Origin of the sequence: Flavobacterium sp., assembly GCF_043778725.1 — a bacterium.
GTDB lineage: Bacteria > Bacteroidota > Bacteroidia > Flavobacteriales > Flavobacteriaceae > Flavobacterium.
The window spans coordinates 1-19,987 of record NZ_JAYWFT010000191.1; the positions used below are offsets into that span (position 1 = coordinate 1).

The 19,987-nt window shown below is 33.0% G+C and carries 18 protein-coding genes; 6 read left to right on the top strand and 12 right to left on the bottom strand.

What is annotated here, in order from left to right; genetic code table 11:
* From ACH2CG_RS16930 to ACH2CG_RS16955, 6 genes are all read left to right on the top strand, one after another.
* A partial coding sequence (locus tag ACH2CG_RS16930) for a flagellar motor protein MotB (RefSeq protein ID WP_395067362.1) occupies nucleotides 1-243 on the top strand: 243 nt, incomplete at its 5' end.
* A 194-nt stretch (nucleotides 244-437) separates the two neighbouring features.
* Entirely contained in the window at nucleotides 438-833 is a 396-nt protein-coding gene (locus ACH2CG_RS16935; protein WP_395067364.1) for a hypothetical protein, read from the top strand.
* Between the two features lie 168 nt (nucleotides 834-1,001).
* Nucleotides 1,002-2,084 (top strand): efflux RND transporter periplasmic adaptor subunit, encoded by a 1,083-nt coding sequence (locus tag ACH2CG_RS16940; protein WP_395067366.1) that lies wholly within the window; start codon nucleotides 1,002-1,004, stop codon nucleotides 2,082-2,084.
* Nucleotides 2,085-2,108: 24 nt separating this feature from the next.
* A complete protein-coding gene (locus ACH2CG_RS16945; RefSeq protein ID WP_395067368.1) occupies nucleotides 2,109-5,276 on the top strand; it encodes an efflux RND transporter permease subunit in 3,168 nt (1,055 codons plus the stop codon).
* A complete protein-coding gene (locus ACH2CG_RS16950; protein WP_395067370.1) occupies nucleotides 5,269-6,702 on the top strand; it encodes a TolC family protein in 1,434 nt (477 codons plus the stop codon). The genes ACH2CG_RS16945 and ACH2CG_RS16950 overlap by 8 nt, the downstream gene beginning before the upstream one ends.
* A 132-nt stretch (nucleotides 6,703-6,834) precedes the next feature.
* Complete coding sequence (locus tag ACH2CG_RS16955; protein WP_395067372.1) at nucleotides 6,835-7,875, top strand: aldo/keto reductase; 1,041 nt, start codon at nucleotides 6,835-6,837, stop codon at nucleotides 7,873-7,875.
* 98 nt (nucleotides 7,876-7,973) lie between these two features.
* Here ACH2CG_RS16955 and ACH2CG_RS16960 read toward each other — a convergent pair whose 3' ends face one another.
* The 12 genes from ACH2CG_RS16960 to panC form a co-directional block, all read right to left on the bottom strand.
* On the bottom strand, nucleotides 7,974-8,357 hold the full coding sequence (locus ACH2CG_RS16960) for a hypothetical protein (RefSeq protein ID WP_395067374.1): 384 nt from the start codon (nucleotides 8,355-8,357) through the stop codon (nucleotides 7,974-7,976).
* Nucleotides 8,358-8,363: 6 nt separating this feature from the next.
* Nucleotides 8,364-9,737 carry a PQQ-dependent sugar dehydrogenase gene (locus ACH2CG_RS16965; protein ID WP_395067375.1) on the bottom strand — a complete coding sequence of 458 codons (1,374 nt, stop codon included), beginning with the start codon at nucleotides 9,735-9,737 and terminating at the stop codon, nucleotides 8,364-8,366.
* Nucleotides 9,738-9,856: 119 nt separating this feature from the next.
* Complete coding sequence (locus ACH2CG_RS16970; protein ID WP_395067377.1) at nucleotides 9,857-11,518, bottom strand: DUF4139 domain-containing protein; 1,662 nt, start codon at nucleotides 11,516-11,518, stop codon at nucleotides 9,857-9,859.
* Between the two features lie 29 nt (nucleotides 11,519-11,547).
* Entirely contained in the window at nucleotides 11,548-12,147 is a 600-nt protein-coding gene (locus ACH2CG_RS16975; RefSeq protein ID WP_395067379.1) for a hypothetical protein, read from the bottom strand.
* Nucleotides 12,148-12,150: 3 nt separating this feature from the next.
* Nucleotides 12,151-12,765: a hypothetical protein gene (locus tag ACH2CG_RS16980; protein ID WP_395067381.1), complete on the bottom strand. Its 615-nt coding sequence runs from the start codon at nucleotides 12,763-12,765 to the stop codon at nucleotides 12,151-12,153.
* Nucleotides 12,766-12,827: 62 nt separating this feature from the next.
* Complete coding sequence (locus tag ACH2CG_RS16985; protein WP_395067383.1) at nucleotides 12,828-14,783, bottom strand: transglycosylase domain-containing protein; 1,956 nt, start codon at nucleotides 14,781-14,783, stop codon at nucleotides 12,828-12,830.
* Nucleotides 14,780-15,244 (bottom strand): hypothetical protein, encoded by a 465-nt coding sequence (locus ACH2CG_RS16990; protein WP_395067385.1) that lies wholly within the window; start codon nucleotides 15,242-15,244, stop codon nucleotides 14,780-14,782. Before ACH2CG_RS16990 ends, ACH2CG_RS16985 begins: the two co-directional genes overlap by 4 nt.
* A 39-nt stretch (nucleotides 15,245-15,283) precedes the next feature.
* The gene (gene radA, locus ACH2CG_RS16995) at nucleotides 15,284-16,645 is read right to left on the bottom strand and encodes a DNA repair protein RadA (protein ID WP_395067387.1); all 1,362 of its coding nucleotides are present in this window, start codon (nucleotides 16,643-16,645) and stop codon (nucleotides 15,284-15,286) included.
* Nucleotides 16,645-17,799 (bottom strand): alpha/beta hydrolase, encoded by a 1,155-nt coding sequence (locus ACH2CG_RS17000; protein WP_395067389.1) that lies wholly within the window; start codon nucleotides 17,797-17,799, stop codon nucleotides 16,645-16,647. Before ACH2CG_RS17000 ends, radA begins: the two co-directional genes overlap by 1 nt.
* Before the next feature lie 56 nt (nucleotides 17,800-17,855).
* Entirely contained in the window at nucleotides 17,856-18,815 is a 960-nt protein-coding gene (locus ACH2CG_RS17005; RefSeq protein ID WP_395067391.1) for a lysylphosphatidylglycerol synthase transmembrane domain-containing protein, read from the bottom strand.
* Between the two features lie 4 nt (nucleotides 18,816-18,819).
* Nucleotides 18,820-19,170, bottom strand: coding sequence for an aspartate 1-decarboxylase (gene panD / locus ACH2CG_RS17010; protein ID WP_395067393.1), 351 nt, complete (start codon nucleotides 19,168-19,170; stop codon nucleotides 18,820-18,822).
* 28 nt (nucleotides 19,171-19,198) lie between these two features.
* On the bottom strand, nucleotides 19,199-19,987 hold a 789-nt coding region (panC, locus tag ACH2CG_RS17015; RefSeq protein ID WP_395067395.1), incomplete at its 5' end, for a pantoate--beta-alanine ligase.

The window sequence follows — 19,987 nt, forward strand, 5'->3', positions numbered from 1 at the left end:
GGAAACATTGGTGGCGGAATAGAAAACAACTGGGATTTATCTACTAAAAGAGCTACTGCAATTGTAAATATTCTATCAGAAAATAAAGGCGTTAAAAAAGAAAATCTTACTGCTGCAGGTCGTGGTCAATACGCACCTTTAATGGCGAACGATACACCAGAAGGAAAAGCTAAAAATCGTAGAATTGAAATTATCTTAACTCCCAAACTAGATGAAATCTCTAAACTCTTAAACGATTTGTAGTCGTTTTATCTAATAAAATCAAACTAAAGGTTCTAAGTATTTTGCTTAGAACCTTTTTCTTTTTTAATGGTTTTGGTTAAAAGAGTAATAATGCTTGTGTAATTACCTCACATACAACGTTTTCGTTAGTTTATACTTTTCTTAACTATAACATTGTTTTTCTTTTTTAAAAATTTATTAATTTTGACGCCATTATGAGACTAGTTACCATTTTAATCTACATGAGTTTCCTTCTGCTTGGCGGAAAGGATTATGCTGCTGTGGGTATAAATAATTGTAACACTAAAAGTACCCCATATCAGAGTTTTATAGAAAATAAACAAATAAAACTTGCAGACGAAGATCACACTATAATAATAATAGAAGATCTTGGTTTAGATGTAGAAGAAGAATTTCATAACGCAGGAAATCTTAAAAACGCAACTGAAAATAATTTCTTTCTAGGAAAATATAATTTAGTTAATACTTTATATCCTTCTCATGCGCACTCAATAGCGTTAAATAACTTCTTTAATAGTTATAAAATCTTCTTGCCATTATCAGGCAATTCATGTCCTATTTACATTACTCAACAGGTATTAAGGATTTGATTTTCTTAAACATCAGTCGCTTTTCATGATTATTTCTGTTTTTTAGAAGTATATAATTTACTTTAAGAGTATAATTATTCATGTATTTTTCTGTGTGCTGATGCATTTTTATATCTAAAGGAATAACCTCAATTCCAATAATTCAATCGCTTAAATTCCAATTTTACCATGAAGAAAAAACTCATGTTCATGGGCTTAACTGCCTTGTTGTGCCTAGCTAGTTGTACAACTAAAAAAGAAGAAAAAGAAGAAACAGGTAAGTTTACAGTAACCAATCCTGCTGTAATTGACACTTCGTTTACAAAGGAGTATGTTTCGCAAATACGTTCTGTTCGAAATATCGAAATTAGAGCACAAGAAAAAGGTTTCTTACAAAATATTTATGTTGACGAAGGACAGTATGTTACTGCGGGTCAATTATTATTTAAAATTATGCCCAAAATTTACGAGGCAGAACTTCTAAAAGCACAAGCCGAAGCAAAAGCTGCCGAAATAGAATTGCAGAATGCTAAAACCCTAGCCGATAAAAATATAGTCTCTAAAAGTGAACAATATATTGCCCAAGCCAAGCTAGAACAAGCAAGAGCAGAAGTTGCATTGGCAAAACTGCATTTGTCCTTTACAGAAATTAGAGCACCATTTGCTGGAACTATTGATAGAATCCCCAAAAAATTAGGTAGCCTTATTGACGAGGGTGAATTACTTACAAGTCTTTCTGATAATAGTAAAATGTTTGCCTATTTCAATGTTTCAGAACCCGAATATTTAGAGTATCAAAACAATGTAAAAGGTAGAGGAAATAGCACAGTAAGTTTATTGCTCGCTAACGGAAAACCTTTAAAATATCAAGGAAAAGTAGAAGTTATTGAAAGTGAATTTGATAGTGAAACAGGAAATATTGCTTTTAGAGCAAGTTTTCCAAATTCAGATAAATTATTAAAAAATGGAGAAACAGGTAAAGTATTAATGACTGTTCCTGCTAAAAATGCATTAATAATTCCGCAGAAAGCTACCTATGAAATTCAAGATAAAATGTATGTTTTTGTAGTAGATAAAAATAATGTTGTTAAGTCAAGAGAAATTACTATTACTGGTGAAATGCCCGATTTGTACGTTATTGAAAGTGGTATTACTGCCAATGATAAAATTCTTTTAGAAGGAGTTCAAAAAGCCAAGGATGACGAAAAAATAAAATACGATTATCAAAAACCAGAAGAAGTACTGTCTCATTTAAAATTAAAAGCGGAATAGTCGTAATACTTAAATCATAAATCAATGTTTAATAAATTTATACAAAGACCAGTGCTATCTATAGTGATATCACTGATGATTGTCTTGCTGGGAGTTTTGGCGCTTGTTCAGTTGCCAATAACATTATTCCCATCCATATCACCACCCAAAGTAAATGTTACCGCATCATATCCTGGTGCGAATAATGAATTGTTAATTAAATCGGTAATTATTCCGCTAGAAAGAGCTTTAAATGGAGTTCCCGGAATGAAATATATAGCTTCCGATGCCGGAAATGACGGTGAAGGAACAATTCAAGTAATATTTAATTTAGGAACCGATCCAAATCAGGCTTCGTTAAATGTGCAAAATCGTGTGGCTTCGGTCGTAAATAAATTACCACCATTAGTAGTTCGTGAAGGTGTGAAAATTACACGCGAAGAATCGAACATGCTTTTGTACGTCAATCTTTACAGTACCGATCCCAAAGCCGATCAAAAATTCCTTTTTAATTATGCCGATATCAATATCCTTTCCGAATTAAAACGCGTTGATGGTGTTGGAGTTGCAGATATTTTGGGAAATCGTGAATATGCCATGCGTGTCTGGTTAAAACCCGATAGAATGTTGGCCTACAAAATATCTGCCGATGAAGTAATGGAAGCTTTAGCACAACAAAGTTTAGAAGCTTCACCAGGAAAAACAGGAGAAAGTTCGGGTAAACGTTCTCAATCATTTGAATATGTACTAAAATATCCTGGACGATTTACAACTCAAGAACAATACGGAAATATTGTATTAAGAGCCAATCCTGACGGTGAAATTCTTAGATTGAAAGATGTAGCCAAAGTAGAATTTGGAAGTTCAATGTATGATATTTATTCAAATCTTAACGGTAAACCATCAGCAGCAATTGTACTAAAACAATCTTACGGAAGTAATGCAACACAGGTAATTAAAGATGTAAAAGCAAAATTAGCAGAAATTAAAAAAACGTCTTTCCCAAAAGGAATGGACTATGAAATTAGTTACGACGTTTCTAAATTTTTGGACGCTTCTATAGAGAAAGTAATTCACACTTTAGTTGAAGCTTTCCTATTGGTAGGATTGGTAGTTTTCCTATTTCTTGGCGACTGGCGTTCTACATTAATTCCTGCAATTGCGGTTCCAGTTTCACTTATTGGAACTTTTATGTTCATGCAATATTTTGGAATTACACTTAATCTTATCACACTTTTCGCTTTGGTTTTAGCCATCGGAATTGTCGTCGATAATGCCATTGTGGTGATTGAAGCCGTCCATGCAAAAATGGAAGAAAAGCATCTCTCACCAATGAAAGCAACGAAAGAAGCAATGCACGAAGTAAGCGGAGCAATTATTGCAATTACCTTTGTAATGGCTGCCGTGTTTATTCCTGTAGCATTTATGTCTGGTCCTGTTGGGATATTTTACCGACAATTTTCAATTACAATGGCAACGTCAATTGTGCTTTCTGGAGTTGTGGCACTAACACTTACGCCAGCACTTTGTGCCATGATGTTGAAAAATAATCACGGAAAACCTAGAAAGAAAACGCCATTAAATAGAATTTTAGATGGATTTAATAATTGGTTCAACGGTGTTGCCGGAAAATATAAAAATCTTCTAGGTTTAATTGTAAATAAACGCGTTGTAACTTTTGGAATGTTACTATTTTTCTGTGTTGGAACTTATTTCTTAAACGCAAGTCTTCCTTCTGGATTTATTCCAAATGAAGATCAAGGGATGTTTTATGCAGTTATTCAAACGCCACCAGGTTCAACATTAGAAAGAACAAATCAAATTTCCGAACGATTACAAAAAATCGCTGAAGGAATTGAAGGTGTAAAATCGGTTTCATCATTGGCAGGTTATGAAATCTTGACAGAAGGAACTGGAGCCAATTCGGGAACATGTCTTATCAATTTAAAAAGTTGGGACGAACGTAAACATACTTCTCAGGAAATTATTGATGAACTGGAAGAAAAATCAAAAGATATTCCGGGTGCAACGCTTGAGTTTTTTCAACCGCCAGCCGTTCCTGGTTATGGTGCCGCAGGAGGATTTGAATTGCGCTTGTTAGATAAAGCTGGTTCTGGAGATTATAAAAAGATGGAAACGGTGAGTAATGATTTTGTAAGAGAACTTAATAAACGTCCAGAATTAGCATCAGTATTTACTTTTTATAGTGCTAGTTTTCCGCAATATATGCTAAATATTGATAACGATATTGCGCAACAAAAAGGAGTAACTATCGAAAATGCTACCAATACACTTTCTACACTTGTAGGTAGTAATTATGAAATTAGTTTCATAAAATTTGGTCGTCAATATAAAGTAATGGTTCAGGCTTCGCCAGAGTATAGAGCTTTGCCAGAAGATATTATGAAACTTTATGTAAAGAATAATCGTGATGAAATGGTTCCTTTTTCTGCTTTTATGAAAATGGATAAAGTATATGGTTTGTCTGAAATTACTAGACAAAATATGTACAATGCTTCTGAAATAAGCGGTCAATCAGCACCAGGATTCAGTAGTGGTGAAGCCATTAAAGCGGTTCAAGAAGTTGCCGAAAAAACATTACCGAGAGGTTATGGAATTGATTGGGCTGGAATTTCCAAAGATGAAGTTGGTCGTGGTAACGAAGCAATTTATATTTTCTTGATTTGTTTAGGTTTTGTTTACCTTATTCTTGCTGCTCAATATGAAAGTTTTATTTTGCCATTTGTGGTAATTCTATCGCTTGTTGCAGGAATTTTTGGAGCTTTTCTATTGCTTAAAATTTGCGGATTAGAAAATAATATTTACGCTCAGGTTGCCATGGTAATGCTCATCGGATTACTCGGAAAAAATGCCGTACTTATTGTAGAATTTGCGGTTCAAAAGCATCGGGCAGGAGAAACTGTTTTTCAAGCTGCAATAGAGGGTTCGGCAGCAAGATTTCGTCCTATTTTGATGACTTCTTTTGCATTTATTGCCGGATTAATTCCATTGGTGTTCGCCTCTGGTCCTGGAAAAGTAGGTAATAGAACTATTGGTTCTGCTGCTGCAGGAGGAATGCTTATAGGAACAATTTTTGGGGTTTTATTAATTCCTGGATTGTACTACATATTTGCAAGAATTGCAGAGCGAATTAAGCTTGTTAAAAAAGAAGAAGAAAATCCATTAACCGAAGAAATTGATGATAATGTATAAATTTAAAAACTATAAATTTAGTATTCTGCTGGGCTTAGGCCTAGCAGTTGTAAGTTGTAAAGCACCAGCAATTGAGCCTACAAAAGCCAGTCCGGCAATGCCCGAATCTTTTGTAAACGGCAAGGATACCAATACAATTGCAGCTACACCTTGGAAAAATTTCTATAAGGATAAAAATCTTGCAGATTTGATAGATATTGCTCTAAAAAATAATCAAGAATTGTTAATTACTTTGCAAGAAATTGAAATTGCAAAAAATGATATTCGAGTAAAAAAAGGCGCTCTACTTCCAATGGTTGGAGTCAAAGCCGGTGCCGGAGTAGAAAAAGTAGGACGTTACACTAGTCAAGGTGCTGGTGATGCTTCTACCGAAATTATGCCAGGAAAAGAGTTTCCCGATCCGTTGCAAGATTATACTTTGGCCGCTTATGCGCATTGGGAAGTTGATATTTGGAAAAAATTGCGCAATTCTAAGAAAGCTGCAGTTAGCAGATATTTAGCAACCGTTGAGGGCAAAAATTTTGTAATTACCAATCTTGTTGCAGAGGTTGCCGATTCGTATTATGAATTAGTTTCTCTAGACAGTCAGTTGGAAATTGTTAGACAAAATATCAACTTGCAAACCAATGCTTTAGAAATTGTAAAAGTTCAAAAAGAAGCCGCTAGAGCAACTGAACTTGCAGTACAAAAATTTCAAGCAGAAGTATATTCGTCCAAAAGTATGGAGTTTGAAATTTTGCAAAGAATTAAAGAAACCGAAAACACAATCAACTTTTTATTAGGTCGTTATCCGCAGGAAATCCCTAGAGATAAAACCAATTTTTTAAGCTTGATGCCCAACAGTGTAACTTCTGGAATTCCGTCTCAATTATTGGCAAATCGTCCCGATATTAAACAAGCAGAACTAGAACTTGCAGCAGCTAAGTTGGATGTAAAATCGGCTCGTGCTGAATTTTATCCATCGCTAGACATTTCGGCATCTTATGGATTGCAAGCTTTTAATCCATCGTATTTATTTACGCTTCCAGAATCATTATTATATTCTTTGGCAGGAGATTTAGCAGCACCATTAATTAACAGAAATGCCATAAAAGCAGAATATAAAAATGCCAATGCACGTCAACTTCAAGCGTTGTACAACTATGAACGAACTATTTTAAACGCTTATTTAGAAGTAGCTACGCAGTTGTCAAAAATTAGCAATTTAGAAAATAGCTATAACTTGAAATCAAAACAAGTTGATGCCTTGAATAAATCAATTGATGTTTCTAATGATTTGTTTAAATCGGCTCGTGTTGACTATTTTGAAGTATTGATGACACAACGCGATGCACTTGAATCTAAACTAGAATTGATTGAAACTAAAAAAGAACAGCTAAACGCCACAGTTCACATATACCGAAATCTTGGTGGCGGTTGGAAATAAGAAGTTGGTTATTCTTAAGAGTCGGTCTAGTGATCGGCTCTTTTTTTATAATTTTTATTTTGTTTAACAATCGTTACTATTAAATTCATTTATGATACTGTATTTTTGCAATTCTAAATTTAATTTGTCAACATGAAATATACTACGCTTCCAAATACCAATATAAAAATTAGTAGCATTTGCTTAGGAACAATGACTTTTGGGAATCAGAATTCTGAAGCCGAAGCACATTCACAACTGGATTATGCTGTAGAAAGAGGAATTAATTTTCTTGATACTGCCGAGATGTATCCTATTGGTGGAAATGCTCAAATTTTTGGAAGTACCGAACGTCATATTGGAACGTGGCTTAACAAAATTGGAGCATCCAAAAGAGAAAAAATTGTTGTGGCAACCAAAATTGCTGGTCCAAATCGCGGTATGGAATACATCAGACAACCGTTAAATTTTTCTAAAAAGAACATTCATGATGCGGTTGAATTGAGTTTAAAAAATCTTCAAACAGAGTACATCGATTTGTATCAAATGCATTGGCCAGAACGCGTAATGAACATGTTTGGACAACGCGGTTTAGTAGAAATTGACACCAAATGGCAAGATAATTTCTTCGAAGTTTTATCTATTTATGATGGATTGATTAAAGATGGAAAAATAAAAAGCATTGGTGTTTCTAACGAAAATCCGTTTGGTGTAATGCGTTTTTTACAAGAAAGCGAAAAGCATAATTTACCTCGAATTGCAACAATTCAAAATCCGTATTCTCTTTTAAACCGTCTTTTTGAAGTTGGTTTGTCTGAAATTTGTATCCGAGAAAACGTTGGATTATTGGCGTATTCTCCGCTTGGATTTGGAGTGCTTTCGGGCAAATATTTAAACGGAACAAACCCAGATTACCGAATGGCAAAATTCCCACAATTCACAAGATATATCGGCGAAAATGCGACCAAAGCAACACGATTATATAAAGAATTGGCCGAGGCAAATGGATTGACAATTTCTCAAATGGCATTGGCGTTTGTAAACCAAAGAAACTTTGTAATGTCAACTATTATTGGTGCTACAACTTTAGAGCAATTGAAAGAGAATATTGATGCTTTTAATGCCGTTCTGTCAAATGAAATTTTAATAGAAATTGAAAAAATTCAGGAGTTAATTCCAAATCCTGCGCCTTAGTTTTTTAAAGTGTTGGTTTTGTCATTTCGATGAAGGAGAAATCGCATAAAGTAAATAGCTTGTGTGATTTCTCCTTCGTCGAAATGATAAAATGTACTTTACAATTTAATATGAATTGCTTCAAGTGGTTCGTCACCAATAACACTCGCTTTATGTCCATGAATTTTATCGTTAAATGTTATTGATTCTGGCAAATTATCTTCTGCCGTAAAAGATTCTCCGACATTAAAAATTATGAAATCACCATTTTGTAGTTCAATTTTTAAGCTGCCTTTTAAAATTATGATAAATGTTGCATCGCCAGCCAAATGAAATTGAGTGGAATAACCAACATCACTTCTTCTAAGGCGAAAATTTTTAGCAGCAATTTGATCGGTTAAAAACATGCCGCCACGTTTATTCACATCAAAATTATTTTTCGAAAAGATAGAAATTCCTTCCTCGTTTGTAGTAATTTTTGTTACAATAATGGGTTGCTTCATGCTATTTTATTCGATAACTAATTTGGTGTTATAGCTCTTACCATTTGATGTTTCAATCCAAACTAAGTAAATTCCGCTAGAAAGAGACGCAATAGCAATGGTGTTTTCTTGTGAATTTTCTAGTTTTCTAGACAAAAGCAGTTTTCCAGATAAATCATGTACTTCTACATTTGTTGCAAAATCTGTAGTTGAGGTTTTTATTGAAAACACATCTTTGGCAGGATTTGGATACAAAGAAAAGCCATTTTTTTCAAATTCAGATGCGTTTAAAGAAGTATCAATAATCTTAAAAATTGTACCCGATGAAACTCCTGCAACATATAATTCGCCTGTATTATCTTCTCCAAAAGTAGCAAAATTATTGTTGGCAAAAGCTGCAGTATAAGTAATCGTTCCTAAGGAATTGAGGGTTCCAATTTTATCACTACAATAATCGGTAAAAAAATATTTATTTTGAAAATTTGGATACATTGTTCCGGTATAGAAATAACCACCAGTTATAGAACATCCACCACCAGAATGAGAGTATTGTGCTATAGGAAATGTCATTGTTGTCATTGAAGCACATCCAGTTGTGTTGTAAGTTGCATTTCCTTCGTAGCATCGCCATCCAAAATTTAATCCTGTTGGTAGCGGATTTGTAACTTTATCTATTTCTTCAATTGCACCTTGACCGACATCGGCAATCCATAAATCGCCGTTTAATCTATTGAATGAAAATTTCCATGGATTTCGCATTCCAATTGCCCATATTTCATCATTTCCTGCTGTACCAACAAACGGATTGGTTGGCGGACTTGAATAATAAGGTGCAACGGCAACATTTACATCTATACGAAGCATTTTACCAAGATTTTCATTGATGTTTTGCGCTCTATTTCCAGGATCACCAGCACTTCCGCCATCGCCCATACCAATGTATAAATATCCATCTGGACCAAATTTTATACTGCCGCCATTGTGGTTAGTAAAAGGTTGCGCAACGGTCATTAATACAGTTCCTGTTGTGTTAGCAATATCAGGATTTGTTGGTGAAACAGAATATCTTGCAATGGTTGTATTTCCTGATAAATTGGTATAATTAACAAAAAAATATCCGTTGGTTGCATAATTTGGATGAAAAGCCATTCCTAGTAAACCTCGTTCGCTATCTGTAGTAACAATTGCAGAAAGATTTAAAAATGGTGTTGGATTAACCGTTCCATTAGTATTTAAAATTTTGATTAATCCATCTTTCTCAAGCACAAATAAGCGGTTGTCGTTAGTATGGGCAATTTCTAAAGGAAGATTAAAACCTGTTGCAAATGATTGTAAGCCTATAGTCTGAGAAAATCCTATTAATGTAAATAAGTAAAATCCTAAAAGTAAATAGTTTTTCATAGCAGTTGAATTTAGTATAATGTAAAGATAAGGAAATATTTAAAACATTCTCATTTATAATTAGTTAAAGAAAAAAGCATCCTAAAATTTATTAGATTTTAGAATGCTTTTTTATTCATTTATAGATTATCAATCACTTTGTCTTTTGGATATTTTACTTTGTAACTAATTCTTATTTTCTTGGTTTCGTTTGGTGCGAGTTTCAATTCCCAAGTTAAAATTCCGGTTTCAGAGTTTACTTTTGCTTTTCCATCGTCTAGTAATTCTATGGTAACTTCTTTATCGCTGCTCAACGGATATTGATCTTTTAGAATCATTAAAATCTCTTCTTTCTTATTGTTTCTAACAGTTAAATCGAAAGTAAAGGTTTGTTCTTTGTAAGAAGACAAGAATTTGGTTCCCGATTTATCGACTACTTTTTCGCGTTTGATTGAGATTTTTTTATCTCTTCCCATACTTAAATTTAAAGTATCAGCAGTTTGATTTGGGTTGATGTTTGTTTTGCCAACGTACAATCCTTCAAAAATAATATTGGCTTCACCAGGCAATAAATTGTATTTGGAATAGTCATTAATTTCAGCCAATAAAAACGCTTCTTTATCTACTCTTGGCGCAGCATAATATTTGTAAGTTGCAGGTAATTTTATTTCTTTCAACGCTACAGAATGTGCTTTTCCGTTGGATAAAATATCATAAGGAATATCAATGTCAAACGAGACGTTTAGTTGGTTTTCGTTGATGGATGTGTAATTTGAGATAGAATTATCATCAAATTCATCCAATCCATAGCTTGCTGTCGTGTCTGCATATTTGTAACTATTTGATTTTTCTTTTCTGCCTTGAATTTGATTTGAATAGACATTAGCAAATCCACTTCCACTTCCACTTCCACTTCCATATCCTACAGAATACTCTTGATACCTCAAAAACCAAGAACTAAGCAAAGGTGCTTGATTGTTCTGATTTGGATTTCCGCTTGACAATGTTAGTTTTACTTTTTTCCAATCGATGCCTGAGTTTTGAGTTACTTGTGCTTTGTACATCATGTTTATTGGATCTTTTACATTATCGACACGCAAATCATAAAATGGATTCCATGTTGCCGAATTGGTGATGTAATTAATGTCTAAATTGACGTTTCCAGCAATTTCATTCATTACTTGAATAACCAACTTTCCTTTAGAAGTTTTATCTTCTTTTTGGGTATTGATTATTAATTTCTCGTTTAAATCTTTTAGTTTTTTGGTAAATTTTGCTTCTTTTTCTTGAAGTGACACAACGGCATTGTCTAGTTCTGTTCTTTTGGCTTTGTAATAGTCAACTAGTTTCATTAATTCGGCTACATTCAATCCCGAATTGGTTCCGGCAACCGTTTGATTTTGGTCTAAAAGAGCAATAGTCTGTTGGTGCGAATAAACGTCAATTTGTACTTTCTTGATGTCTTTTTGAACCAAAGTTATGCTATCACGCACTTTTTTTATAGCAGGATTACTTTCGTCAATTTCATATTCTGAAATATAATTTTGTGTAAACTGAACCGATAAAACGGTAACCGAACTCGGTGCGCCAATTTGAACCGTATTTTCATTTAAATAATCAGCAACATTCTTGATAACAATTTCGCTTGTTCCAACAGGAAGATTGATCGTAGTGGTTTGTTGCAACTCGGCTGCATTGAAATAAACCGTTGCAGCTTTTACTTTGGCTGTGGCAAAAATTGGTTTTTGAGCAAAGCCAATACTCGTTATTAAAACTGTTATTGCCAAAAATAGTTTGTTCATAATAGGAAAGGATTAAATTTGAAATTTTATTATTTTTTTAGATTGCCATTGCGCTGTTCAATTGTTTCAATCCAAAGTCTTAAAGCAGTATTCTTAGCCTCCATTTTTTGCAATTCTACCGGTGATACTTTACTTTTTACAACTCCATTAGTAGTAGAATAACATTGATGAAGCAGTTTTATTGCCTTGATAACCGTTTTGTAATCAATCAAGTTAGAGTTTCCATAACCATTAATATAACAACTCTCTTTTTTGTCTGCAAAAACAGGTATGCCAAAATTTCTGTTTATAGGAATTAGTTTTTGGGTTTTATCATAATATTTCATTGTGAAAATTTGAACATCGCCAACTTTCGGAATTGGTCCATAGGAGTAACGACCTGGTTTCCTTTTGGTCATGTCGTTAGGAATATAAATTTCCTTTTGCTTCAATAATTTTGCATTAGACGAAGTGTTTAATACTGCTTCACTTATTTTTACCGAAAACCCAAGCGAATCTACTTTACTAATTTTTCCGTGAAAAATAACATCGGCATAAAGTACATTTTGATACTGAGGAATAGGTGCCATTTTAAAAAGAGTAAACGAAAATAACGAAAACGAAACGAGAAGTATAAGTGTTTTTTTCATGATTTATTTTTTTAAGTTTTTGTAATAACTATTGCGCGTTTCTATTTCGTCTATCCAAATTTTAGCAGCAGCATTTGACTCTTTAGCTTTTTTAATTTCGACATCAGAAATTTTACTTTTTAGAAATTCATGATCCCAAACACCTTGTAAGTTATGATAACAAGATTTAAATAATTTGATTCCTTTTATTGTTTCTTTATTGGATACAAACATTCCTTTTGTTCCACCATAAACATAACAAGAATTATTTTCTTTGGCTACAACTTCCAATCCGAAACTATAGTAAAATGGTTTTATAGTTTTTGTTTTAGCGTCATATTTTAAAGTAAAAATCATCTGAATTTCTTTTCTTGGTGCGCCATAAGAATATCTCGTTCTTTTACGAATATCATGCGAAACATAGATTTCTTTTTTCTTAAATAACAATTTATCAGTTGTATTATTGCAAATCTCTTCGTCAACTCTAACATAAAATCCCAATGAATCGGACTTTATTACTTGTCCCAAAAAGATGACATCGGCATAAAGTAATGCATTGGTTTGTGGTACAGCAGCAACTTCTTTACTGTTAAAAGCGTAAAAAGAAAGTATAGAAAATATAAATAATAGCTTTTTCATGAGAGTGTTTTTATATATAGAGGACAATTTTTGTAAAAAGGTTGGGATGAGTATGATTTTTTTTAGAAATTAAAATTGTCTGTTGCTGTCGTATCTACTTCTGTCTTAATTATAGTTTTGTTATTTAGAAAAAATTGTGCCGCACCAGAAATCAACATCGGAGTATTTTGTCCAACAGTATCGATTGCAGTAATTAAATTGCGTCGTAGCATCAATCTAGTTAAGAAATTTTCTTGTTGATTGGCAAAGGATTTTAATTTGTTTTCCGAATCAAATCGGTACATAAATCCTTTAGGTTTTGGAATTATGGTAGCTAGAAACAAACACTCTTTCAGGTTTAAATCGGAAGGTCTTTTTTGAAAATAAAAATGGGATGCTTCGCCAATTCCATACACATTTGGACCCCATTCGATAATGTTAAAATAAACCTCAAGCATGCGTTCTTTAGTAGCAATTTTATTATTTTCTAAAATGTAAACCAATAGAATTTCTTCTAGTTTTCGCGACAATGTTTTTTCTCGAGTTAGAAAAACATTTTTTACCAATTGCATGCTTATTGTGCTTGCGCCACGAGAGAATTTCTTGGTTTTAATATTCTTGGCAATCGATTGTTTGAAGGCTTCGTTTATAAATCCGCGGTGATTAAAAAACGATGGATCTTCGCTAGTTAAAACGCATTTTTGAAGATAAAGTGAAATTTCGCTCATAGGAGTAAAATTAGCATTGGAACTTCCAACAACAATCGGACGTTGCTCAACACCTTTGTCTATGGCACGATACGTAAATTCTGAATTTATTTTATTCAAATTTGCTTCGCCGTATTTTGTTATTTTTAGGTTTTCGGGTTTCAGATTGCTTTCAAAAACTACATTATCAGGTTTGCTTTTATTGAATTCAAAATTTAGAGTATAGCCAAAATTTCCTTGCGCTTCCATTCCTGCAAAATGATCGAATAAACCATTTGGTAGTGAAGTAATAAAATCTTGCGCTTTCATTTTTGGGATGCTCAATTTTAAGGTATAAATTTTGTCGATATCGTTAGTGTAAGCAATATATGGTTTGCATTTTATAGCGTTAATTTGAACACTAGAAGTGCTGTCAAGAGCTATAAACCTTGAGCCTAGAACAAATTGGTAATCGAAACGTGCATTTTTAATAAAAACGTCATTTTTAGCAATTTTAGCATGATTTATTTTAAGATTTTGGATAGAAGTATAGCCACCAATATGCAATTCGCCACCACTCATTTCCAGATTTTCTAAATTGAAATGAATGGTTTTAAAACTTGTTTTCAGATTGATTTTTTTCTCTAAATAGGGAATTCTGATGCTGTCATTTTTTGAACTAGAGAAGTTTAAATCGGCCTTTCTGTCTCTTGGATCGGCAAATCCAGTGATGTTCCAATCTTGCGTAAAATCATCCGACGTTACGTTAATAAGTGAGGTGAGTTTTTTGTTTTCTAGCGCTAATTGTTTAAAGTCAAACAGCACTTTGTTGCCCATATCGTCCACCTTGAATGCAAAACCTTTTACATTCATGTTGGTAGGAATTAAGTTTAGCGTTTTAGAAAGAATTCTATAGGCAAGCTTCGCATAATTGGCTTGTTCGTTGCTTTTTTCGTTACTTTTATGTTTGATAAAAGCATCAAAATTGCTTCCGTTTTTGTTTTTTACTAATTGAATAAAACCTTTATTGATTTCTAGTTTTCCTAGTTGAATGTTTCCGAAAAGCAATTCCCAAAAATTAACCGTAGTTTTTAGATTTTCAATAGAAACTAAGGTGTCTGCTTTTTTTGGAATAAGTGTAATTTCTTCAAATTCTAAATCGGATACCCCATGAAATTTAGCACTTTTCACCTGAAATCTACACTGATATTCGCGGTTGAGTTTGTTGTCAATTTTGGTTATGGCGCTTTCTAAAATGGTATTTCTAAAAGCAAAAAAAAGGAGTACTCCAAGTAGAATAACCAAGAGAACTAGTTTTAAGAAAAGAAAGAAATTTTGCTTTTTGGTTCTCATTTTGTTTTATCAACATCAAGTCCAAGTCCGATTACATTGGGTAGATAAATACCTTTGAAGTTGTTTTTTATTGCGATACTGTATTTTCCTTTTTGGAGTTTTGCTTTGTTTTTTATTGTTAAAGATAAGTCGCAAATGTCTCCAGAGCAATCGCCAAGTTCTTTTCCTGAAGCATCTTTTATTTTTAAATCTATACTGATTTTTTCTTTTTCACCAGCTGGATTTTCAATCGTAAAATCTATTGGAACACTCGCAAATTGATAATCATAAACATGACTAAATTTGAAAACAACATCATACAATTGTGCTTCATCATCAATTGTAAATTCATATATTTTTACATCAGATTGTTTCCATTGGTTACTTTCTGATAACGAATCAAATTTGCTATAAACAGAAGATGAATTGCAAGACAGTAGCATAAAAATCACTAAATAAGAGAAAATAATTTTTGCTTTCATAAAATAATTTTTAAAGATAACGTTATGCCAATCAAATTATTATCCGAATAGGTTTTCTACAACTTCTTCAATTTTAGAAACCATAATAATCTTAATTCCTGGATATTTGCTAGCTATTTTGTTATATTTAGATACATAAATAGTGGCAAAACCTAGTTTTTCTGCTTCTTGAATGCGTTGTTCCACACGATTTACTGGTCGAATTTCGCCCGAAAGTCCGACTTCGCCAGCAAAGCAAACGTCTTTATTAACAGCAATATCCTCGTTAGATGATAAAATGGCAGCTACAACAGCCAAATCAATCGCTGGATCATCAACAGAGATTCCGCCAGTTACATTCAAGAAAACGTCTTTTGTACCCAATCTAAAACCGGCTCTTTTTTCTAGAACTGCCAGTAACATATTGAGTCGTTTGGCATTGTATCCTGTAGTACTTCGTTGTGGTGTTCCATAAACTGCGGTCGAAACTAAGGCTTGAATTTCTATCATCAACGGACGCATTCCTTCTAGTGTTGAGGCAATTGCAGTTCCAGATAATTGTTCTTCTCGGTGCGAAAGTAAAATTTCTGACGGATTGGAAACTTCTCTCAATCCAGAGCCTAACATTTCGTAAATTCCAAGTTCGGCAGTAGATCCAAATCTGTTTTTTAAACTTCGCAATATTCTATAAACGTGATTTCTATCGCCTTCAAATTGTAGTACGGTATCAACCATGTGCTCTAGAATTTTTGGTCCAGCTATGCTTCCGTCTTTGGTAATATGTCCAATAAGAATTACTGGAACATTACTTTCTTTGGCAAATTTTATTAGTTCGGCGGTACATTCTCTAATTTGAGAAATACTTCCCGGCGACGATTCAATATAATCGGTATGAAGTGTTTGAATAGAATCTATGATGACGATTTCGGGTTCAATTTCTTGAATTTGGCGAAAAATATTTTGGGTTTTGGTTTCGGTAAGAATATAACAATTGTCGCCGTTTGGAGTAATTCTTTCGGCACGCATTTTTATCTGTTTCTGACTTTCTTCGCCCGAAACATATAACGTTTTATAAGGTAGTTTTAATGAAATTTGAAGCAATAAAGTACTTTTTCCTATTCCAGGTTCGCCTCCAAGAAGGATTAATGAGCCAGGTACAATTCCGCCACCAAGTACACGGTTTAGTTCACCATCAACAGTGTCCATTCGAACCTCTTGTGCCGAATCAATTTCGGCAATTTTTAATGGTTTGGATGCTTTTTTAACTTCTGATGTTGTAGCTTTCCAACTGGTTTTTTCTTCTTTTTGAATTACTTCTTCAACAATAGTATTCCATTCTTTGCATGAATTGCATTGTCCTTGCCATTTGGCATATTGAGCACCACAATTTTGACAAAAGAAGGAAGTTTTAATTTTTGCCATTATTTCTTTTTAATTTGACCTCTAAGTTCATCGGCTTTACCAAGCATCATGTCTTTAGTTAAATCGCCAATTTCTTGCATTTGAAAACCATTTTGATAATATTTTACAGCATTTTTAATGTCGCCTGTATTTTCATAATACATTGCCATATGGTAATCGCCAAGCATAGATTTAGGGTACATTTTACGAGAAAGTTGCGCTAATTGTTCAAATTCTCCATAGGCTTTATTCTTTAAAATTGCGGCTTCAATGGCTTTAAAATCATTTAAACGAATGCTCATTTTGATGCCCAATGCTTTTTCTAAAACATCATATTTGTTTTTTAGATAATCTACATAACCCGATTCTAATTTAACAATTTTTTCTTGAAATTCTGAAGTTGAAATAGGTTGGTAGGAAGCAAAAAATTGATATAATGCGCTTGGAATTGAGTATAAAACTAGCGAATAATGCGATGCGCCTTTAAAATCGTCGTATTTGTAATTTAGACTTGGGTTAGTAACTGCTTTAATATTTTCGTCTAAAGTTGTAATTTTTGTCCTCATTTTTTTAATATCTCCATCAGCAGATGATTGATAGTAAAAGATATTTTGTTTAAAAGTGGCTAATCGTTCTGCAACTCGAACTTCCATTTCTGTTGCAAGTTCAGGACTAAGTGAGATATAGGCGTTAAATAATGGATTGTCTTTGTATAAAAATAAATTCATGTAACCAGCAGTTACGTCATGTCCGGCAATTATTTTAAATGGTGATATTCTGTATTTGTTTTGCAAAAAAGGAAGTAGTTCACCACCAATAAATTCGAAAAAGCTTTCGCCTTTTCCTTCTGGTAAACCGGTGCTTTGGTCAAAGGTGCAATCGTCAGTTCGTTCATTATCTTTATTTTGATCCAGTCCAACTATAATTACTTCTGGCAAATCGTCCCAATAATTGCCATAACTTATTGCGCCTTGAAAAGGTTCAAATAGGTAATCGCCATCTAGCAAAAATAATAATGGGTAAGTTTTTTTAGAATCTTTATTGTATGATTTAGGGAGTGAAACAGACAATTGACGGTATTTGTCGAGTTTTTTAGATAAAATACTATCTTTCATTTTTTGTGCAAATCCATTACAACTCACAGCGATAACCAATAATAAAACTAATTTTTTCATATAATGTTTGTTTTTGAATGACTAATAGACAATCTAAAAACAAGCAATATAATAAATTATTTTCTATTTAAGATAGGAAGCAGTAAAAATGACAACAATCCTAAAATCAAAACTAGTAGCATTTGTGATGTCCATATGATCCATCCAAAAGCTGTTCCTGCAGGTTCTGCAATGGCATAAAATAGTAAAACTTTGGAGGTTAAAAAAGGATAAGCTCCAAATCCGCTATTGGTAAATGCTATGGCAATACTTCCTACAACGAAGCATGTTATGATTGCGCGCATAGTAAGTTCTGAAGTTTCGGGAATTACTTTAGTGGCTACAAAATAGGTGATTAAATAAGAGGTCCAAATTAATATTGTTTGAAAAAAGTATTTCCATTTTTCTTTCATGTGAAAAATACTCAATAAACCTTCTTTTAGTCCCGATATTTTTTCTTTAAAAAGAGCAACTATTTTTAGTTTAGAATAGTTGTAAATCAAAATAAATACTATAAGTAAAATGATTCCTATTACAGAAAGAAGCGCAATTAAATGCAACGGAATTTTATCAAGAATAAATGCTTTTACAATCTTAAACTGAAGTATTACAGATAGTAACATGAAGAATAATAAGAAAAACATGTCTATAATTCTCTCGGCGACTATGGTTCCGAAACCTTTGTCAAACGGAATATTATTATATTTTTTTACAATTAATGCTCTAGAAATTTCACCAGATTTGGGTACCGTTAGATTTAATAAATAGCCAATATTTACGGCCATAAAATTATTCTGAAAAGAAGATGCGTAGCCCAAATGATCAAGCATATATTTCCATCGGTAAGCTCTTATTGCGTTTCCAATAAAGCCAATGAAGACTGCTAAAACAACATAAAAGTAATCGGCATTTTTAAAATAACCTACAATTTCATTGATTTGCGCTTCGGTAAATTTGTTGTATTGATAAACAATGATGCCAACTCCTAGTAGAATAGGAATTGCTATTGACAACCATTTACTGATGTGCTTTTTCAAAATGTTATTTCAATGAATTGTCATTTTCATTAGGGAAAACGAGCCAAGGTTTGAAGGTTTTTGCTTCTTCAAAATCTAAAGTAGCATACGAAATAATGATGATAATATCGCCTGCATGCACTTTTCGAGCAGCTGGACCATTAAGGGTAATTTCGCCCGAATTTCTTGCGCCTTTTATAGCATAAGTTTCAAAGCGTTCACCATTATTGATGTTTACGATAGCAACTTTTTCACCTTCAATAAGGTTGGAAGCATCCATAAGAGCTTCATCAATAGTAATACTACCGATATAATTTAAATCTGCGCCAGTTACTTTAACGCGATGAATTTTTGATTTTACAACTTGAATTTGCATGGGGCAAAGTTAAATTAATTTTTTTTATTTAAAACGAAATTGTATCAATCAATCTTACTTTGTTTGCAAAAACAGCTATAAAAGCACGGTATTTCTTGCTTTTACTTTTTTTAATGCACGGTAACAAGGATGCTTCATCAGCAATTTCAAAATATTCCAATTCAAATAATGGATTTTTTTGAAATGATTCTTTCACAAATTCAGAAACTATTTTAGCAGATTTCGTGCCAAAAAGTGTTTTAGCTCTACTTATTGTTTTATAAATTACTGCAGCTTCTTTGCGTTCTTGACTAGAAAGGCGTTCATTTCTAGAACTCATTGCAAGTCCGTTTTGCTCTCTAAAAATCTCGCAACCTATTATGTTTACTGAAATTTTTTCTTTTTCAACCAATTTTTTTACAATTTGTAATTGTTGAAAATCTTTTTCTCCAAAATAAGCATTTGTTGGTTTTACAATTTCAAACAATCGTTTTACAACCGTTCCAACTCCGTCAAAATGTCCAGGACGAAATTTTCCTTCCATTTGATTTTCTAGACCGTCAAAATCATAGTGTTCCGATTTTGTATTTCCTTCATAAATATCGTCAACGGTTGGAGCGTAAACAATTATATCACTTGATACAGTTTCTATTTTTTTAACATCGGATTCTAATGTTCTTGGATATTTTTTTAAATCTTCTAGATTATTAAATTGAGTAGGGTTTACAAAGACGCTAATCACTGTAATGGCATTATTATCTATAGATTTTTTTAATAAAGATAAATGACCATCATGCAAAGCGCCCATAGTTGGAACAAAACCTATTGGAGAATTATT